This window comes from Aliiroseovarius sp. xm-d-517 (assembly GCF_013283135.1).
GTDB lineage: Bacteria > Pseudomonadota > Alphaproteobacteria > Rhodobacterales > Rhodobacteraceae > Aliiroseovarius > Aliiroseovarius crassostreae.
In genome coordinates, this window is the sequence record NZ_WBXT01000002.1 from 1 (window position 1) to 15,760 (window position 15,760).

Below are 15,760 nucleotides of genomic sequence, written 5' to 3' on the forward strand. Positions count from 1 at the left end.
CATTGTTTTGATCATGGTCTCTCCATCTTTCATATCTGGTCAGAACAGTTTGGACGCGCCAAATACGCGCAACCCAGCCGTGAGGAAGCAAAGGATACCGAACCCCCAGGCCAAAACTGGGAAAATTGCTGGGAAGAGGCAAAGAACAACAAAAAATGCAATAGTTTCAGTGCCTTCGAGAATTCCATTGGAGTAATATAGCGTTTTCACACCTTGCGCACGCGTCTCCATACCAGCTTTGGCCGCCAGAACGGCATATCCAAGAAAGCTGGCGCCATTGGCATAGAAGGACAAAAGCAGAAAGGCCCCTGCGGAAGCGTTGGTCGCGGGGTCCGCAAGGACAAATGCAAACGGAATCGCCCCGTAAAACACAAAGTCGCAAACGATATCGAGATAGCCTCCGAATGCGGTCGGCCCGTGAGTTCGGGCCACCGCACCGTCAAGCCCATCCGCCATTCGAGAAAGCAACACAAAGACAAGCGCGACAGAGTAGGATTGCGCAACGATAAGGCTGGCCCCGATCAGCCCCAACCCAAGCCCAATCAGGGTCACCATGTTGGCAGAGATGCCCAACGCCGCCACGCCCTGCCCCATTTTATCCAACGGAGGGTCAATCAGTTTTCGCATGACACGGTCGAGCATCAGTTTCTTGTTCATCTTGTTGGTTTCGGATCTCGTCACCATCCGGTCTAGGCGGAATAACCTCCTTGGTCCATTGCGCAAACGGAAACGTGAGAACTTGTTAAAACGGCATGTCCGTTCCCGCTTGCCTGAGACACAGGAAGGTTTCGCGGCGAAACCACCTTCAGTCCGAGAGGAGTGCAGTAAGCTCAGCAGTCAGGGCCTCTACAATAGCTTCGTCTACACCGGCCCCTTCCAACCGAAGAAAAAATCCGCTGGTATCTTTTCCGGATTTTATGACCACAGGCTCCCCACGGCGAAGCGCCTTGAACCGATCTTTTGCGGAAATTGTTTTTCGCGAGGTTTTCGGACGTCCCCCACGGGTACTGTCTTTTGGGCCTTCTTCCGCGGCTTCGATCACAGGCAAAAGCGCCGACCATTCCTCGTCTGCGGACTGCACCTCTCCTTGGGCAAGGCATTCGCGCAACTCCTGAACATGCCCCATGCGCAGGGCCCCCGCCAGCCGCAGCCCCTGTTTCTCTGTCAACTCCGATGCAAACAACATCAGGTCACCCATTTCCTCAAAGACATGCGCAAATGAACGCACCTTGGATCGCTTCGCTTTGGATGCCGACGCAAACAGGGCGGATACAGCATCCTCAACAGTCTCGAATGCACCCTTTTGGGTCGAAATCACGGCAATTCTTCCGCGCTCGAAGTGGCTCAGCTGCGAACGCACTTCGTTTTCTTCAACCATTGCAACAAAAGCGTCCGGAACAGTCTCTATGGGCTTAATTAGAGCCTTAACTGTCTTGAATTGATCCCGCCCGGTTTCGGCAAGGAGATCTTTGATCGCCAGAACACGCCGAAACCCGGAAACCACGCCAAAACGGAGAGGATTGCTTGCGTCGTTCAACTCGTAAAGCTCGACGGGCAGTCGAAGCCCATTGGCCGAAATCGAGGCCTTCAGCTCTTCAAGTTCAACCGGGTCGATATTCACGCGATCCCTGATCATATCCTCAAGATCGATCTCACTCAGATCAACCTCCACCATCACAAGACCCCGCCCTCGGGCGACCCGAAGCTCGTCAGCGTCCGCGGCATCTTTTGCGATTTTTTCCCGCGATGCCGTATCAAGAACAGGGCTCTGACCCGCCGCGTCCGCCGCGACCTGAGCAATGGGTGCCATGGCACCTTTCATGGGGGTTTCGCGGCGAAACTCTTGCTCCAACCTGTCCAGATCTGCCGCTGAAGGTGCTTGTAGTTTCCGTCGTTTTGCCATCTCAAACCTCCTCAGCGTCATTCATTTGAAGATCTCGCCACCAACAACCAAGGATCAGCTCCTTCACCTCGGCCCATGTGCGATCAAAGGTTTCCCGGCCCCGCACATATGTATCCCGATTAAACTCTCGGTAATCAGCTTCATAAATCCCGTTCACTTGCTCACCAGCCTGCCCGACCATCGCCGTGACTTCCTGCCGATAAGTGGTCATGAAATCCCCGAAATAAGCTTGGATAACATTTGCCAGATCTGTCTGCTGAGCAGCGTCAAACCTGGTAATCAAGGCGCGGACCGCGTCCCATTCGAAACGGACCTCTTCCAGGCCATGCTGACGGCGCATGGCATTTTCACCTTCTTCGATTGAGGCGAAGGTGGAATACAACATGTCAAAAAACCGGCCCGTAGAGTCGAATTCAAGAAAAGATGCGCCGAGCGGGATCAACAGAATATCAGCCGCGGCCAAGGCATTGATGGTCAGATATCCCAGGGCAGGGGGGGTGTCCAAGATGATCAGATCATATTGAGACAGCAGGTCTTCACTCTCCAGAAAACCGGTCAACGCGTCCCAAAGCGGCCATGATCGCAATTGCATCCGCCAGACCGGCACCTGAAATTCAGCCCAATACAGGTTCAATTGGGCGCCGATCAGATCGATATTTGGCCAATGGGTGTTTTGAATAACGCGCGTCGCATCAAACTCCAGCGCCTCCTTGAGTGTCTCGTCAAGTGGCAGGGTAGGGTGCCCGGCAGCGGCGCGCACCTTGTTCTCTTCTTCCAGGAACTGGGCATAGTGCTTTGCCATGAGCGGAAAAGCAGTCTGCCATTCATCCTCAACCTGACCGCCCATAATCGAAGTCATCGATCCCTGACTGTCGAGATCAATGACCAGTACTTTGTACCCGTCCAGCGCAGCGGACATGGCTAGATGCGCCGCGGTTGAGGTTTTCCCAACACCGCCTTTGAAATTCGCAACGGCCAGAACCTTTGCGTCCAACCCTTCAGGGCGCCAGGGGCGATATTCACGTGTCGACACACCTTCTGCAGCGAAATAATCGCGCAATGTCAGAACGTCGGATAATGTGAACCACTTTGAGCCACCATCGCCTTCTCCCTGAGGAAGTGACGGGTTCTGTTTCAGAACTCTTCGAAAATGCGCAGGAGCGACCGGGATGAGGTATTTGCAAACTTCCCAGGTTGAAAACTTACGTAGCCGTTTGCGGCCATCCGGCGCATAGCCTCGCTTTGCCAAATCATCACGACCACGCGCGGCAAAACTGGCTGCCTTGGCAAATCTGGCGGTGTTGATTGGTTCAGAGAGTTTGCCTGTGGCGTCTTCTGGGTTAATGTTGAAATACGGAGGAGGAGGTGTTTGAGCTGCTCTAGCCATGGTTTTTCCCATATGTGCGCTTTTTCTGCATTTATTGCGTAAACCATATGACATGGCGGTTGCAATGAAAACATCCCATTGGAAAGGGAAGGGTTTCGCCGCGAAACTATAAATATTGGCGACAACAATGCTTTATTTTTTTTAAGATATTTAGAATCTTTCGGACATAAAAAACATCTAATTACAAATGCTTAACTGCACTAGGGGACCCGCTTGCAGGAACAAAGGCACCCTTTGACAGGACCAGAGGCACCAATACCCGTGTTGGAGAGGTCTGATTCGCAGGGAGAAGGGGTCCTGACTCCGGTTTCTGAGGATAACTCGTGTTTTTTGTGGATAACTGGAGCAAATGGGCTCTCCGCAGTCCCGTGTTTGGGTACCTAAAACTGCCAAAGGTACCTATTTCCGGTCTTGCGGGAATTCGCAAAGGAACCCGCTGCCGACTTGTCATAAGGTGCCTGTCATGCGATTGTTGGCCAGTTTCAAAGAGGTCGAGCAGAATGGACCCGATTCCCAAAGATCGCCTGACAGGCGCATTACGGCGTGAAAGCGTCAAAAAGAACGTGGCGGCGATCCACGTATCTGGCAAGTTGTCTCTGTTGCAGCGAAAGCTGTCCAACGTGTTGTTGCTGAACGCCTATGATACGTTGACCTCTCAGGCCAGCCACAGGATTGATGCCCGAACCCTGTGCGCGATGATTGGGTATAACTCAAACGATTTCGATACGTTGAAAGCCTCGTTGCGTGGATTGGCCGAGACGGTTGCGGAATGGGATATGTTGGACGAAGCGGGGCGGCAGGAATGGGGCGTTTCGGCGTTGCTGTCCTATGCCAAGCTGAAAGGGGGGATCTGTGAATATGCCTATTCCCCTGCGCTGGCAGAAAAACTGCATGACCCCAAGGTATTCGCCCTCATAAACCTCAATATCCAGCGGCAGTTTACCGGCGGGCATGCGCTGGCGCTTTATGAAAACTGCTTTCGGTTTGTGAATACCGGGTCAACCGGATGGTGGACGCTGGAGATCTTTCGCCGGCTGATGGGGGTGGATGACAGTGACTATTACAAAAGTTTCAAACACCTGAATGCCAAGATTATCAAACCTGCCGTGGCAGAGGTGAACAAGGTCAGTGATATCATCGTCACGCCGGAAACCCGAAAGATGGGGCGGGCGGTGACGGATATTCGTTTCCTGATCAAACGCAATCCGCAGCTGACCATTCTGGATATTGATGATGGCAAGGGGCTGCGCAATACGGCGACCTATGACCGCCTGACCAAGCTTGGTGTGAGTGATCGCCTGGCGCGCCAGTGGATCGGTCAGCATGGCGACGTTTATGTGTCAGAGAAGATTGATCTGGTCGAGGCGCGGGATGGGGTGAAAAGCCCGGTCAAATACCTGTCCGCCGCAATTACCGAGGATTACCAGCCGCCGGAAACCGGGCAGGGCAGGGCGGTCACGCCAGAAACCCGTGCCCGCGGGGCCCGGATTGGGCGTGTGCTGGAGGTGGCGAACAAGCGCTCTCCAACGCAGAAAGACGCTGATCGTCGCCTGTTCATGAGCCAATTGTCCGACCCGGATGCGCGGGATGACTTTGAACGGCATGGCTGGACCTCGGCGCTGAATGTCGAGGCGATCTTTGCCTTTTGGGAAGATATGGTGCCTGGCCTGTTTGAGGATCTGAACAGCTGAGCGAGATTGGGGGGAACTGCTCTCAGGCGGCTGATGCGGTGTAAGAGGATTGTCGCAACGCGCAGGGTGTCACCTCATACACGGTGCGGAACCAGCGGGTCAGGTTCGAGGTTGCGCCAAACCCAGTGGCAATAGAGATTTCACGCAGGGGCATGCTGGTCAGCGTGATCAGTTGATGTGCCCGTTCAAGCCGCAGGTTTCGATAAACGGTAAGGGGGGTCTCCCCGGTCAGGTCCATGAACCGGCGCTGCAACTGCCGGGACGAAATATTGTGCCGCTCCGCCAGTTCTTCAATCGCTAGCGGTTGTTCCAGATCCGCCTGCATCGTGTCTAATGCCGCGCAGATCAGGCGATCGCCCCCGGATTTTTGGCGGATCTTCAGGGCAAACTTGCTCTGGTTGCGTTCAAAGCCGGTTTCCAGCCCGATATAATCGCCCAGAGCCCCCGCCACATAGTCGCCGTGACGGTGGGCAAATTGCTTCAGCAACAGGGTCAGGGCGGCAAAGTTGCTGATGGCGCTGTCGATGCGGCCGGACGAGGCGTATTTCAAGCCGATATCGCTGCAGATCAGGCCTTCCTCTTCCGCGGCGGCGAGGAAGTTTGGGTGAATGGCCAGGGGCAGGTCAGAGGCCTGACCGGACTGGCACAACAGAAAGATTGCACCGCCAACAAGGACAGACCGTCCGGACAGGCGAAGGATCTGTTGGGCGCGGCCGCGTTCTTCGCGCGAAAAGGACCAGCGAGACCGGATATCCCCCAGAAACAGGACGGTCCGGTCGCGCCAATATAACGGGTCACTTGCAGGGCTGTCGGTAAGCGTATGGGTGTCGACAACATAAAGGCTGTTCGGCGCCAGATCATTGGCCGCCGAAAAAAGGTCGTTGAACATCTGGGCGCTGGCTGCGTTTGCGCGGGCCGGCAGGATAATGTTCACGCGATGCATGGTCAGGTGGGCCGCGGGGGCGGGCAGGGCGGTCTCATTGTCGAGAGCGGCGGGAGAAATCTGGTTCATTTCTGTCTCCTGCTTGGGGTCAGACCCCGCCAGCGAACCGGCGGGGCAGAATGTTTTGGACGTGCCTAGCCTTACTCGGCGGCGTCTTCGTAGGCCTCCATCGGGGGGCAGGTGCAGACGAGGTTGCGGTCGCCATAAGCGTTGTCGACGCGGTTGACCGGGGACCAGTATTTGTCGACCCCCAGCGATCCGGCCGGGAAACAGGCTTCTTCGCGCGAATAGGGACGATCCCAGTCACCCACCAGATCACGCACCGTGTGCGGCGCGTTTTTCAGCGGGTTGTTGTCCGCGTCAATCTTGCCGTCGATGATGTCCTGCGCTTCACCGCGGATCGAGATCATGGCGTCGCAGAAGCGGTCCAGTTCGTCCTTGGGTTCCGACTCGGTCGGTTCCACCATCAGCGTTCCCGCCACCGGCCAGGACATGGTCGGGGCGTGGAACCCGCTGTCAACGAGGCGCTTGGCAATGTCGTCCACGGTCACGTGACCCGCTTCGTCCAGCGGACGGGTGTCGAGGATGCATTCATGTGCCACCCGGCCCGATTCCGAGGTGTAGAGGATCGGATAGCTGTCCTTGAGGCGCGCCGCGATATAGTTGGCGTTCAGGATCGCCACTTTTGTCGCTTGCGTCAGGCCAGCACCGCCCATCAGCAGCACATAGGCCCAGCTGACCGGCAGGATCGAGGGCGAGCCGAAGGGTGCGGCAGAAACCGGTCCAATGGCATCGTTCAGCTCCGGGTGACCGGGCAGATAGGGTTCGAGGTGCGACCGCACACCGATCGGACCCATGCCGGGGCCGCCCCCACCATGCGGGATGCAGAAGGTCTTGTGCAGGTTCAGGTGGCTCACGTCACCGCCGATCTTGCCCGGTTGGGCCAGCCCGACCATGGCGTTCATATTGGCGCCGTCGATATAGACCTGACCGCCAAAATCATGGGTGATCTGGCAGACCTCCTGCACGGTTTCTTCGAACACGCCATGGGTGGACGGGTAGGTGATCATGCAGGCGGCCAGCTGTTCGGAATGTTCCGCAGCCTTGGCTTTGAAATCCACCACGTCGATATTGCCGTTTTCATCCGCTTTCACCGGCACAACCTTGTAGCCCACCATCTGTGCGGTGGCCGGGTTGGTGCCGTGGGCTGAGGTCGGGATCAGACACACATTGCGGTGCCCTTCGCCACGGGCCTCATGGTAGTTGCGGATGGTCATGAGCCCTGCATATTCACCCTGCGCCCCCGAGTTCGGCTGCATCGAGATCGCGTCATATCCGGTGATCTGGCACAGCTTGTCGCTGAGATCCTCGATCATTTCCTTATACCCAAGCGCCTGATCTTCCGGCACAAACGGGTGCAGGTTGGCAAATTCGGGCCAGGTGACCGGGATCATTTCGATCGTGGCATTCAGCTTCATGGTGCAGGACCCGAGCGGGATCATTGCGCGGTCGAGTGCAAGGTCACGGTCAGCCAGTCGGCGCATGTACCGGGTGATCTCGGCCTCGGCCCGGTTCTTGTGGAAGATCGGGTGGGTCAGATACTCGCTTTCACGCAGCGCATAGTCGGGCAGGCGATAGGCGCGATTGGCGACACTGTCGTCTTTCTTGTCGATGCCAAAGGCCCCCCAGACGGCTTCGATGGTCTCGGCGCGGGTCTGTTCGTCCAGCGAAATGCCGATCCGGTCGTCACCCACCTTGCGCAGGTTCACGCCACGGGCCACAGCGGCCTCCATCACGGTTTTCTGCAGTGGGCCAACCTTGATCGTGATCGTGTCGAAGAACACGGCCGGATCCACCTTGAACCCGTGCTCTTCCAGCCCGGCAGCGAGGCGCGAGGTCTTGCGGTGCACCGATTGTGCAATCGCCTTGATCCCGTCGGGGCCGTGGTAAACGGCATACATTGATGCCATGACCGCCAGCAGCGCCTGCGCGGTGCAGACGTTGGAGTTGGCTTTTTCGCGGCGGATATGCTGTTCGCGGGTCTGCAGGGCAAGGCGATAGGCCTTGTTTCCGCGACTGTCGATCGACACGCCGATAATCCGGCCCGGCATGGAGCGTTTCAGCTTGTCGCTGGTCGACATATAGGCCGCGTGCGGTCCACCATATCCCATCGGCACACCAAAGCGCTGGGTCGAGCCAATGGCGATATCGGCCCCCATTTCGCCGGGAGATTTCAAAAGCGCCAGAGCCAGAATATCCGCGGCAATAATTGCGATGCCCTTGTGTTCATGGATTGCGGCGATCTCGGCGGTGAAATCGCGCACATGGCCATAGGTGCCGGGATATTGGAAAATGGCCCCGAAATAGGCGCCGGGTTCCAGCTCGTCCGGGTCGGCCACGGTCACGTCGACCCCCAACGGCTTGGCGCGGGTCTTGATCACTTCGATGGTCTGGGCATGGCAGTTGCGGTCGACAAAGAAGGCGGCGGCGTTCGATTTCGACTTGCTGGCGCGTTTCGCCATTGCCATGGCCTCGGCCGCGGCGGTGGCTTCGTCCAGAAGCGAGGCGTTGGCCACGGGCAGTCCGGTGAAATCCGACACCATGGTCTGGAAGTTCAGAAGTGCCTCAAGGCGGCCTTGGGAAATCTCGGGCTGATAGGGGGTGTAAGCCGTGTACCAGGCCGGGTTTTCCAGAATATTGCGCAGGATCGGGGCAGGCGTGGTTGTGCCATAGTAACCCTGACCGATCAGAGAGGTCAGAACCTTGTTCTTGTTCGCCACCTGTTTCATGTGGAAAAGCGCGTCGCGCTCGGTCATCGCATCCCCCCAGTCCAGCGCATCTTGCTGGCGGATGGAGGAGGGCACGGTGGCGTTGATCAGCTCATCAAGGGTTTTGAAGCCGATCACTTTCAGCATGTCGGCCATCTCTTGCGGCGATGGGCCGATATGGCGGCGATTGGCGAAATCATAGGCTTCGTAGTCGGTCAGTTTGAAAGCCATGCTGTGATCCTTTGCGTGGGAGGGTCCCCCGCCGGGACGAGTCCGGCGGGGCCGTGAGTGGATGTGGTGGATTTATCCGATAAAGGCTTTGTAGCCGTCCAGATCCATCAGATCTTCCAGCTGCGCAGCGTCGGACAGTTTGATCTTGTAGATCCAGGCGCCGCTTTCCGGGCTTTCATTGAGCGAACCGGGATTGCCTTCCAGATCCTCGTTCACTTCGACGACAACGCCGTCCACCGGGGCATAGATCTCAGAGGCGGCTTTTACCGACTCGATCACACCGATCTCATCGCCTTTTTCAAATTCATCATCGGCTTCTTTCTGCTCGATGAAAACAACTTCGCCCAGCTGGTCGGCGGCGTGTTGGGTGATGCCGATCGTCGCGGTGTCCCCTTCAACGGTCAGCCATTCATGTTCTTCGGAATAATAGGTGGTCATAGGGACTCTCCTGTCTGGTGGTGGGGCGCTGCGGGAAAGGTAGTCGCCGCGCCGTTTTCAAAGCGTTAGCGTTTGTAGTTCTGCTGGACGAAGGGCAGGGCAACAATTTCAGCCGGTTGCGCCTTGCCGCGGATGATCAGATTGACCTTTTCGCCCGTCTCGCCATGTCCTTTGGCAACATAGCCCATGGCAACCGGACCACCAACCGTGGGGCCAAAGCCACCCGAGGTGATCTCGCCGAGGGTGTTGCCGTCGAGGTCCTGGATCTCCACATGTTGACGTGCCGGGGCGCGGCCTTCCGGCTTGATGCCAACCAGTTTGCGGGCCGGTCCTTCGGCCAGTTCGCGCTGCACACGGTCCGCCCCGGGGAACCCGCCTTCTTCCTTGCGGCGCTTCTGGATTGCCCAGCTCAGGGACGCTTCGATCGGCGAGGTGTCATTGTCGATGTCGTTACCATACAGGCAAAGGCCAGCTTCGAGGCGGAGCGAGTCACGCGCGCCGAGGCCTGCGGGTTCACAATCCTCATGGGCAAGGAAGGCACGGGCCACGTCGACGGCTTTGTCTTCCGGGATCGAAATCTCGTAGCCATCCTCGCCGGTATATCCCAGACGCGAGATGCGGCATTCGATGCCGTTGATGTCAGCCACGGTGGTTTCCATGAATTTCAGCTCGCGCGCAGCGGGGCAAAGCTCGCCCACCACGTCTTCGGCTTTCGGGCCTTGCACGGCCACCAGCGCGCGGTCGAAGATCTCGATCACCTCGACGCCATCCAGATGGGCCTTCATATGCGGAATGTCCTGATGACGCATCGAGGCGTTTACCACGACAAAGAAATACTCACCAGCATTGGAAACGATCAGATCGTCCATGATGCCGCCGTTTTCATTGGTGAAGAACCCGTAACGGGCCTTGCCCTCTTTCAGGCCAGCATAGGCCTGCGGGCAGATGGTTTCCAGCTTCTCGCCAATGTTTTCGCCCTTCAGGATCACCTGACCCATGTGGCTCACGTCAAAGAGGGCAGCCTTTTCGCGGCAGTGCTTGTGTTCGCCCATGATCCCCATCGGGTATTGCACGGGCATATCCCAGCCGGCGAAATCAACCATCTTGCCGCCAAGTTCCACATGCAGGTCATAAAGCGGGGTGCGTTTGGGGGCATCGGTCATGTCAGTGCCTTTCCTCTGAGCGTCGGCGGGCCTGCCGCCAGTAATGTCGTGTAGGATAGAGTGCCGATGACCGGCACTCGTTGATTTTTGTCAGTCGCGCACAACGGTCACAGTGCAATGTGCGTTGCGCACCACGCGGGCCAGGTTCGGGCCGATTTCGTAATTCGGGAAATCGCCCTTGGACGAGGCCATGATGATGTGGTCAAAGCCTTCCTTATGGGCCAGCTTCAGGATCTCGCGGTAAATGCTGCCTTGCTGAATATGCACCGGCAGGTTTGCGGCACCATTGGCGGCCAGAATCGCTTCGATCTTGCCACGAACAAAGTCCTTGGCGCCAGAACCATAGCCTTCCGGCAGGTTTGGCAGTTGGATGATCTCGGGCACAACCTCAACCACATGCAGGCCAGCGCCGTAGAATTTGGCCTGTTCCAGCGCCAGCGGCAGAGCTTTTTTCCACGAACGATCATCGGTGTGATCAATCGGCAAAAGAATTTTCGTCGCCATTGTCTTGTCTCCTTTGAAGGATGGAGAGGGGGGCCGGACTGGCTGGCCCCCCGGTGGTGGCTTATTCGGCAGGCTCTGATGCGCCGTTCTGATTGGCGAAATACTCTTTGGTGAGTTTCACCACGACCGGCGACAGAAGTGCCAGGGCAATCAGGTTCGGGATAGCCATCATGGCGTTCAGCGTGTCTGCCAGAAGCCAGATGAAGCCCAGATCGGCGGTGGCGCCGAAATAGATCATCACGATCCACAGGACGCGGTAGGGCACCAGGGCACGGGCGCCGAAGAAGAAGCCCACACATTTCTCGCCGTAGAACGACCAGCCAAGGATGGTGGTGAAGGCAAAGATCGACAGTGAAATGGCGATCAGCGACCCACCGATACCCGGCAGCGAGGTTTCAAACGCCAGCGAGGTCAGAGCCGCGCCGCTTTCGCCTGAGGTCCAGGCGCCAGAGGCGATGATGGCAAGACCCGTGATCGAGCAGACGATGATCGTGTCAATGAAAGTGCCCAGCATGGCCACCAGCCCTTGGTTCACCGGGCTGTTGTTCGAAGCCGCTGCGTGGGCGATCGGAGCGGAACCAAGACCGGCTTCGTTCGAGAACACACCACGGGCCACACCAAAGCGGATTGCCGCCCAAACAGCTGCACCTGCAAAACCACCGGTCGCGGCCGAGGGGGTGAAGGCATAGGTGAAGACCAGCGAAAGCGCATTGCCGATTTCAGAGATGTTGATCAGCAGTACCAGCAGACCGGCGAGGATATAGCTCACGGCCATGAACGGCACCAGTTTGCCGGCGACCGCACCAATGCGGGTGATACCGCCGAGGATCACAGCTGCGGTCATAACCATCAGGATCACGCCGGTGACCGAAGTGTTCACGCCGAAGTTCGAGTCCAGCACCTGTGCCACGCCGTTGGCCTGCACACCGTTGCCGATGCCAAAGGCGGCAATCGCGCCAAAGAGCGCAAAGGCCGGCGCCAGCCAGTACCATTTCGCCGACAGGCCGTTTTTGATGTAATACATCGGGCCGCCCACATAGTTGCCCAGCTCGTCGGTTTCACGGTATTTCACCGCGCAGACGGCTTCGGCATATTTGGTGGCCATCCCGACAAGGGCGGTCATCCACATCCAAAAAAGCGCACCCGGACCTCCAAGGAAAACGGCGGTCGCCACACCTGCGATGTTGCCGGTGCCGATAGTGGCTGACAGGGATGTCATCAGCGCGTTGAAGGGGCTGATCTGCCCTTCACCCTGGGCTTCGCGGCCCTGAAACAGCATCTTGAAGCCCGTGCCGACCTTCAGGATCGGCATGAATTTCAACATCACCTGAAGCAGAAACCCTACCCCAAGAATCAGGACCAGCATCAGCGGCCCCCACACGACGCCATTGATGGCACCTACGATATCGTTCAACGCTTCCATGGTTTCCTCCCCATTGCGTTTATCCCGCCGCACCAATAACGGCCTGACCCGTCTGGCGCGGTTTAGTCTTGTTCGCATGTCGCTTTTAGGGGGCAGAGCGGCGTCTTTTCCCTAAGGTCAGGCGAAGCGCGTTCCTTATAGGAAACTTTTCCATAATAGGCAACAAAAGTATGCCGATGTGCACATATCGGGATTTTGACATGTGAAGTGCGCAGGGATAGGCTTTTAGAAAATAGGGAGAAAAGCGACGATGGAGTGGATTCCACGCGAGGAAAACATCGCAAATGCGGATGCAGAACAGGCCCCGGATGGTGAGGTTCTGGGCAAAATGATTCGAGAAGCGCGCAAAGATAAAGGGCTGACACTGGAAGAAGCCGCCGGGGCGGCGGGTATTGGCAGATCGACCCTGTCGAAGATCGAAAACAACCAGACAAAGCCCAGTTTCGATATCATTCGCCGCCTGATGCAGACGCTGGAACTGGAAACCCCTCAGCTTTTCGTGCAATCCGCCAAGTCCGATATCTCGGGGCGCCGTGACTTTACCTCCTCGGGCAAAGGCGAACACAAGGAAACGCGCACCTATGACCATGAACTCCTGTGTAACGAACTGACGTCAAAACGCATGGTGCCCTATATCTCAACCATCAAGGCGCGCGAGGCGGCGGATTTTGATGGCTGGGTGCGCCACAGCGGCGAAGAGTTCATGTTTGTCCTCTCCGGCACGCTGACACTTTATACGGAACATTACCGCCCCCTGCAGATGGGGCCGGGCGACAGTGTCTATTATGACAGTGGGATGGGGCATGGCTGCGTGTCGACCAGTAAGGAAGATGCCAAAGTGCTGTGGGTGTCGCTGCAAGACTGAGCGGGGCATCCGGTATACCGAAGGATGCGGGGGCGCATCCTGCCTGCCACCTGTCGCAACCTGCTGCTTGCGCGTCCGGTATTCTGATAGGTTTCGTCAGATGTGAAACCGGGATGACCAGCGGGGATGATCCATGAATGATCTGTGGGACGGGATGATGCAGGCCGTGTGGCTGTTGATCTCGCTTGACCGCGATCTGGTCGAGATCACGTTGCGCAGTCTTGCGGTCACCTGTTCCGCCGTGGTGATCGCATCGGCCATCGCCCTGCCGCTTGGTGCATTGCTGGCCGTGCGTCGGTTTCGGCATCGCCGTCTGACCATCGCGGTTCTGAATGCGCTGATGGGTCTGCCGCCCGTGGTCGTTGGGCTGATCGTCTATGTGATCTTCTCGCGTTCCGGTCCCTTGGGGGTCATGGGGCTGTTGTTCACCCCAACCGCCATGATCATTGCGCAGGTCATTATTATTGTGCCGCTGATTGCGTCGATCACGCAGCAGGCGTTGCGAGAGCTCTGGTCTGATTATCGCGATCTTCTGATCTCGTTGAACACATCCTTGCAGCAGCGTCTGGGCACGCTGTTATGGGATGGACGTCGCGCCCTCCTGACGGCTGCGCTGGCGGGGTTTGGTCGTGCGATTGGTGAAGTGGGGGCGATCATGATTGTTGGCGGCAATATCGACCACCACACCCGGGTGCTGACAACCGCCATTGCGCTGGAAACCGGCAAGGGGGAGTTTGCCATGGCGCTTGGGCTGGGCTTTATCCTGATTGGCCTTGCCATCGCGGTGAATATCGCCATCCACACCCTTAGCCATACCGAACAGGAGGGACGTTGGTGATGTCATCCCAATCCCTCTTTCCGATCAAAGCCCGTGCGGTCACCGTGCGCCGTCGGGGCCGAAACCTGATCGGTCCGCTTGACCTGACCGTAGAAGGGCAGGGGGTCACGATTGTCCTTGGTCCAAACGGGGCCGGCAAGACCACGCTTCTGCGGGCGCTACATGGGATCGAGCGGCTGAGTGGCGGACAGATCACCTATGGCTGCCCACGTTCCGAGGCGCTGGCCGCCCAGGCATTCGTCTTCCAGACCCCGGTGATCATGCGGCGCAGTGTGCGCGAAAACATGTCCTATCCGCTGGCCCTGCGCAAAATGCCCAAGGCTGACATCGCGGCACGGGTGGAAGAGGTGGCGGATCGGGTCGGTCTGAGCTTTGCCCTGAACCGCCCCGCGCGGGTCCTGTCGGGTGGCGAACGGCAGAAGCTCGCCCTTGGACGCGCCCTGACCCTGCGACCGGAGCTTTTGTTTCTTGATGAACCCTGTGCCTCGCTGGATGGTCGCGCCACCCGTGAGATCGAGGATGTGTTGCAACACGAGATTTCACGCGGCCGCCGGATCATCATGTCGACCCACAACCTTGGACAGGCCCGCCGTCTGGCTCAGGATGTCTGGTTTGTCCACAAGGGCCAGATCCACGAGGCCGCCCCGGCAGAGCAGTTTTTCAACACCCCCGCCACCGATGCAGCGCGGGCCTTTTTGAACGGAGATATTGTCGAATGAAGAAGATCCTGACGGGGTTTTTTGCCCTCTTGTTGCTGACGGGGCTGGCACAGGCGGACAGTATGAAGATGGCGGTCACCACCTCATTTCATAATTCCGGTCTGGCTGAGGTGCTGCTGCCCGAAATCCAGAATGATCTGGGACTTGAAGTGCAGCTTCTGGTCGTAGGCACTGGTCAGGCGCTGAAGCTTGGCCGGGCAGGGGATGTGGATGCCATCCTCGTGCATTCGCGCACATCCGAAGAGGCGTTTGTGGCTGAGGGCTTTGCCCCTCATCGCACCGAGATCATGTATAATGACTTTGTTCTGATCGGCCCGGAAACCGATCCGGCGCAGATTGCCAGCGCCAATAATGCCGCGGATGCCCTGGCGCGTATTGCCAAAGCCAAGGCGTCCTTCGTCAGTCGCGGCGATGATAGCGGCACCCACAAAAAGGAACGCAGCCTCTGGGCTGTAGCCGATGTGGCCCCGGTCGGGGACTGGTATCGGGAAGTCGGGGCGGGCATGGGCGCGTCGCTCAACACCGCTGCCGGGATGGGGGCCTATATCCTTTCGGACCGTGCCAGCTGGCTGAACTTTGCCAATAAGGCCGACCAGGCGCTTCTTTTTGCAGGGGACAAGGTGCTGTTCAATCAATACGCCTATTTGCCGGTCAGCGCGGAACGCCACCCGCATGTGAAATCTGAACTGGTCGCAAAACTTGAGGCATGGCTGGTTTCGGACCGGGCGAAAGCCCTGATCGACGGCTACCGTCTGTCGGGTGAACAGCTTTTCACCTTCAATGCAAAGTAACGGGGGGGCGCAGGATGAGCCTGCGCCCGCCTTTTTCGTAATGTCCCGAAATTTTTGCCCAAACCCTGTGGGGTTTGGGCTTTGCCCTGAAAAGGG

14 protein-coding genes are annotated in these 15,760 nt (G+C 57.7%); 5 read left to right on the forward strand and 9 right to left on the reverse strand.

Annotated features, from left to right (window positions below; genetic code table 11):
• Positions 1–39: 39 nt before the first annotated feature.
• The 3 genes from XMD517_RS15175 to XMD517_RS15185 all read right to left on the reverse strand — a co-directional run bounded on the left by XMD517_RS15175 (position 40) and on the right by XMD517_RS15185 (position 3,302).
• Positions 40–642, reverse strand: coding sequence for a CDP-alcohol phosphatidyltransferase family protein (locus tag XMD517_RS15175; RefSeq protein WP_173488210.1), 603 nt, complete (start codon positions 640–642; stop codon positions 40–42).
• Between the two features lie 163 nt (positions 643–805).
• Positions 806–1,924, reverse strand: coding sequence for a ParB/RepB/Spo0J family partition protein (locus tag XMD517_RS15180; RefSeq protein ID WP_371810663.1), 1,119 nt, complete (start codon positions 1,922–1,924; stop codon positions 806–808).
• Positions 1,905–3,302: an AAA family ATPase gene (locus XMD517_RS15185; RefSeq protein WP_254450048.1), complete on the reverse strand. Its 1,398-nt coding sequence runs from the start codon at positions 3,300–3,302 to the stop codon at positions 1,905–1,907. Before XMD517_RS15185 ends, XMD517_RS15180 begins: the two co-directional genes overlap by 20 nt.
• 488 nt (positions 3,303–3,790) lie before the next feature.
• Here XMD517_RS15185 and XMD517_RS15190 point away from each other — a divergent pair, with 488 nt between their 5' ends.
• On the forward strand, positions 3,791–4,981 hold the full coding sequence (locus tag XMD517_RS15190) for a replication initiation protein (RefSeq protein ID WP_173488173.1): 1,191 nt from the start codon (positions 3,791–3,793) through the stop codon (positions 4,979–4,981).
• Between the two features lie 22 nt (positions 4,982–5,003).
• Here the strand turns inward: XMD517_RS15190 and XMD517_RS15195 are convergent, their stop codons facing one another.
• The 6 genes from XMD517_RS15195 to XMD517_RS15220 all read right to left on the reverse strand — a co-directional run bounded on the left by XMD517_RS15195 (position 5,004) and on the right by XMD517_RS15220 (position 12,451).
• Complete coding sequence (locus XMD517_RS15195) at positions 5,004–5,993, reverse strand: helix-turn-helix domain-containing protein (protein ID WP_173488172.1); 990 nt, start codon at positions 5,991–5,993, stop codon at positions 5,004–5,006.
• A gap of 71 nt (positions 5,994–6,064) precedes the next feature.
• Positions 6,065–8,923, reverse strand: a complete 2,859-nt coding sequence (gcvP, locus tag XMD517_RS15200; RefSeq protein ID WP_173488171.1) for an aminomethyl-transferring glycine dehydrogenase — start codon at positions 8,921–8,923, stop codon at positions 6,065–6,067.
• Between the two features lie 72 nt (positions 8,924–8,995).
• Positions 8,996–9,361: a glycine cleavage system protein GcvH gene (gene gcvH, locus XMD517_RS15205; protein WP_173485117.1), complete on the reverse strand. Its 366-nt coding sequence runs from the start codon at positions 9,359–9,361 to the stop codon at positions 8,996–8,998.
• 65 nt (positions 9,362–9,426) lie between these two features.
• Entirely contained in the window at positions 9,427–10,524 is a 1,098-nt protein-coding gene (gene gcvT, locus XMD517_RS15210) for a glycine cleavage system aminomethyltransferase GcvT (RefSeq protein WP_173488170.1), read from the reverse strand.
• A 90-nt stretch (positions 10,525–10,614) separates the two neighbouring features.
• Positions 10,615–11,028 carry a universal stress protein gene (locus XMD517_RS15215; RefSeq protein ID WP_173485115.1) on the reverse strand — a complete coding sequence of 138 codons (414 nt, stop codon included), beginning with the start codon at positions 11,026–11,028 and terminating at the stop codon, positions 10,615–10,617.
• A 61-nt stretch (positions 11,029–11,089) separates the two neighbouring features.
• On the reverse strand, positions 11,090–12,451 hold the full coding sequence (locus XMD517_RS15220) for a sodium:alanine symporter family protein (RefSeq protein ID WP_173488169.1): 1,362 nt from the start codon (positions 12,449–12,451) through the stop codon (positions 11,090–11,092).
• 250 nt (positions 12,452–12,701) lie between these two features.
• Between XMD517_RS15220 and XMD517_RS15225 the strand changes: the two genes are divergently transcribed.
• The 4 genes from XMD517_RS15225 to XMD517_RS15240 all read left to right on the forward strand — a co-directional run bounded on the left by XMD517_RS15225 (position 12,702) and on the right by XMD517_RS15240 (position 15,664).
• Entirely contained in the window at positions 12,702–13,316 is a 615-nt protein-coding gene (locus tag XMD517_RS15225) for a helix-turn-helix domain-containing protein (protein WP_254450049.1), read from the forward strand.
• 133 nt (positions 13,317–13,449) lie between these two features.
• Positions 13,450–14,154 carry an ABC transporter permease gene (locus XMD517_RS15230; RefSeq protein ID WP_173488168.1) on the forward strand — a complete coding sequence of 235 codons (705 nt, stop codon included), beginning with the start codon at positions 13,450–13,452 and terminating at the stop codon, positions 14,152–14,154.
• On the forward strand, positions 14,154–14,873 hold the full coding sequence (locus XMD517_RS15235) for an ATP-binding cassette domain-containing protein (RefSeq protein WP_173488167.1): 720 nt from the start codon (positions 14,154–14,156) through the stop codon (positions 14,871–14,873). The genes XMD517_RS15230 and XMD517_RS15235 overlap by 1 nt, the downstream gene beginning before the upstream one ends.
• Positions 14,870–15,664, forward strand: a complete 795-nt coding sequence (locus XMD517_RS15240; protein WP_173488166.1) for a substrate-binding domain-containing protein — start codon at positions 14,870–14,872, stop codon at positions 15,662–15,664. The genes XMD517_RS15235 and XMD517_RS15240 overlap by 4 nt, the downstream gene beginning before the upstream one ends.
• Positions 15,665–15,760 lie beyond the last annotated feature (96 nt).

Coding starts and splice junctions, on each gene's coding strand:
- XMD517_RS15190 (WP_173488173.1), top strand. CDS start 3,791: ATGGACCCGATTCCCAAAGATCGCCTGACAGGCGCATTACGGCGTGAA.
- XMD517_RS15185 (WP_254450048.1), bottom strand. CDS start 3,302: ATGGGAAAAACCATGGCTAGAGCAGCTCAAACACCTCCTCCTCCGTAT.
- XMD517_RS15220 (WP_173488169.1), bottom strand. CDS start 12,451: ATGGAAGCGTTGAACGATATCGTAGGTGCCATCAATGGCGTCGTGTGG.
- XMD517_RS15215 (WP_173485115.1), bottom strand. CDS start 11,028: ATGGCGACGAAAATTCTTTTGCCGATTGATCACACCGATGATCGTTCG.
- XMD517_RS15235 (WP_173488167.1), top strand. CDS start 14,154: ATGTCATCCCAATCCCTCTTTCCGATCAAAGCCCGTGCGGTCACCGTG.
- gcvP (WP_173488171.1), bottom strand. CDS start 8,923: ATGGCTTTCAAACTGACCGACTACGAAGCCTATGATTTCGCCAATCGC.
- XMD517_RS15230 (WP_173488168.1), top strand. CDS start 13,450: ATGAATGATCTGTGGGACGGGATGATGCAGGCCGTGTGGCTGTTGATC.
- XMD517_RS15175 (WP_173488210.1), bottom strand. CDS start 642: ATGCTCGACCGTGTCATGCGAAAACTGATTGACCCTCCGTTGGATAAA.
- XMD517_RS15225 (WP_254450049.1), top strand. CDS start 12,702: ATGGAGTGGATTCCACGCGAGGAAAACATCGCAAATGCGGATGCAGAA.
- XMD517_RS15240 (WP_173488166.1), top strand. CDS start 14,870: ATGAAGAAGATCCTGACGGGGTTTTTTGCCCTCTTGTTGCTGACGGGG.
- gcvH (WP_173485117.1), bottom strand. CDS start 9,361: ATGACCACCTATTATTCCGAAGAACATGAATGGCTGACCGTTGAAGGG.
- XMD517_RS15195 (WP_173488172.1), bottom strand. CDS start 5,993: ATGAACCAGATTTCTCCCGCCGCTCTCGACAATGAGACCGCCCTGCCC.
- XMD517_RS15180 (WP_371810663.1), bottom strand. CDS start 1,924: ATGACGCTGAGGAGGTTTGAGATGGCAAAACGACGGAAACTACAAGCA.
- gcvT (WP_173488170.1), bottom strand. CDS start 10,524: ATGACCGATGCCCCCAAACGCACCCCGCTTTATGACCTGCATGTGGAA.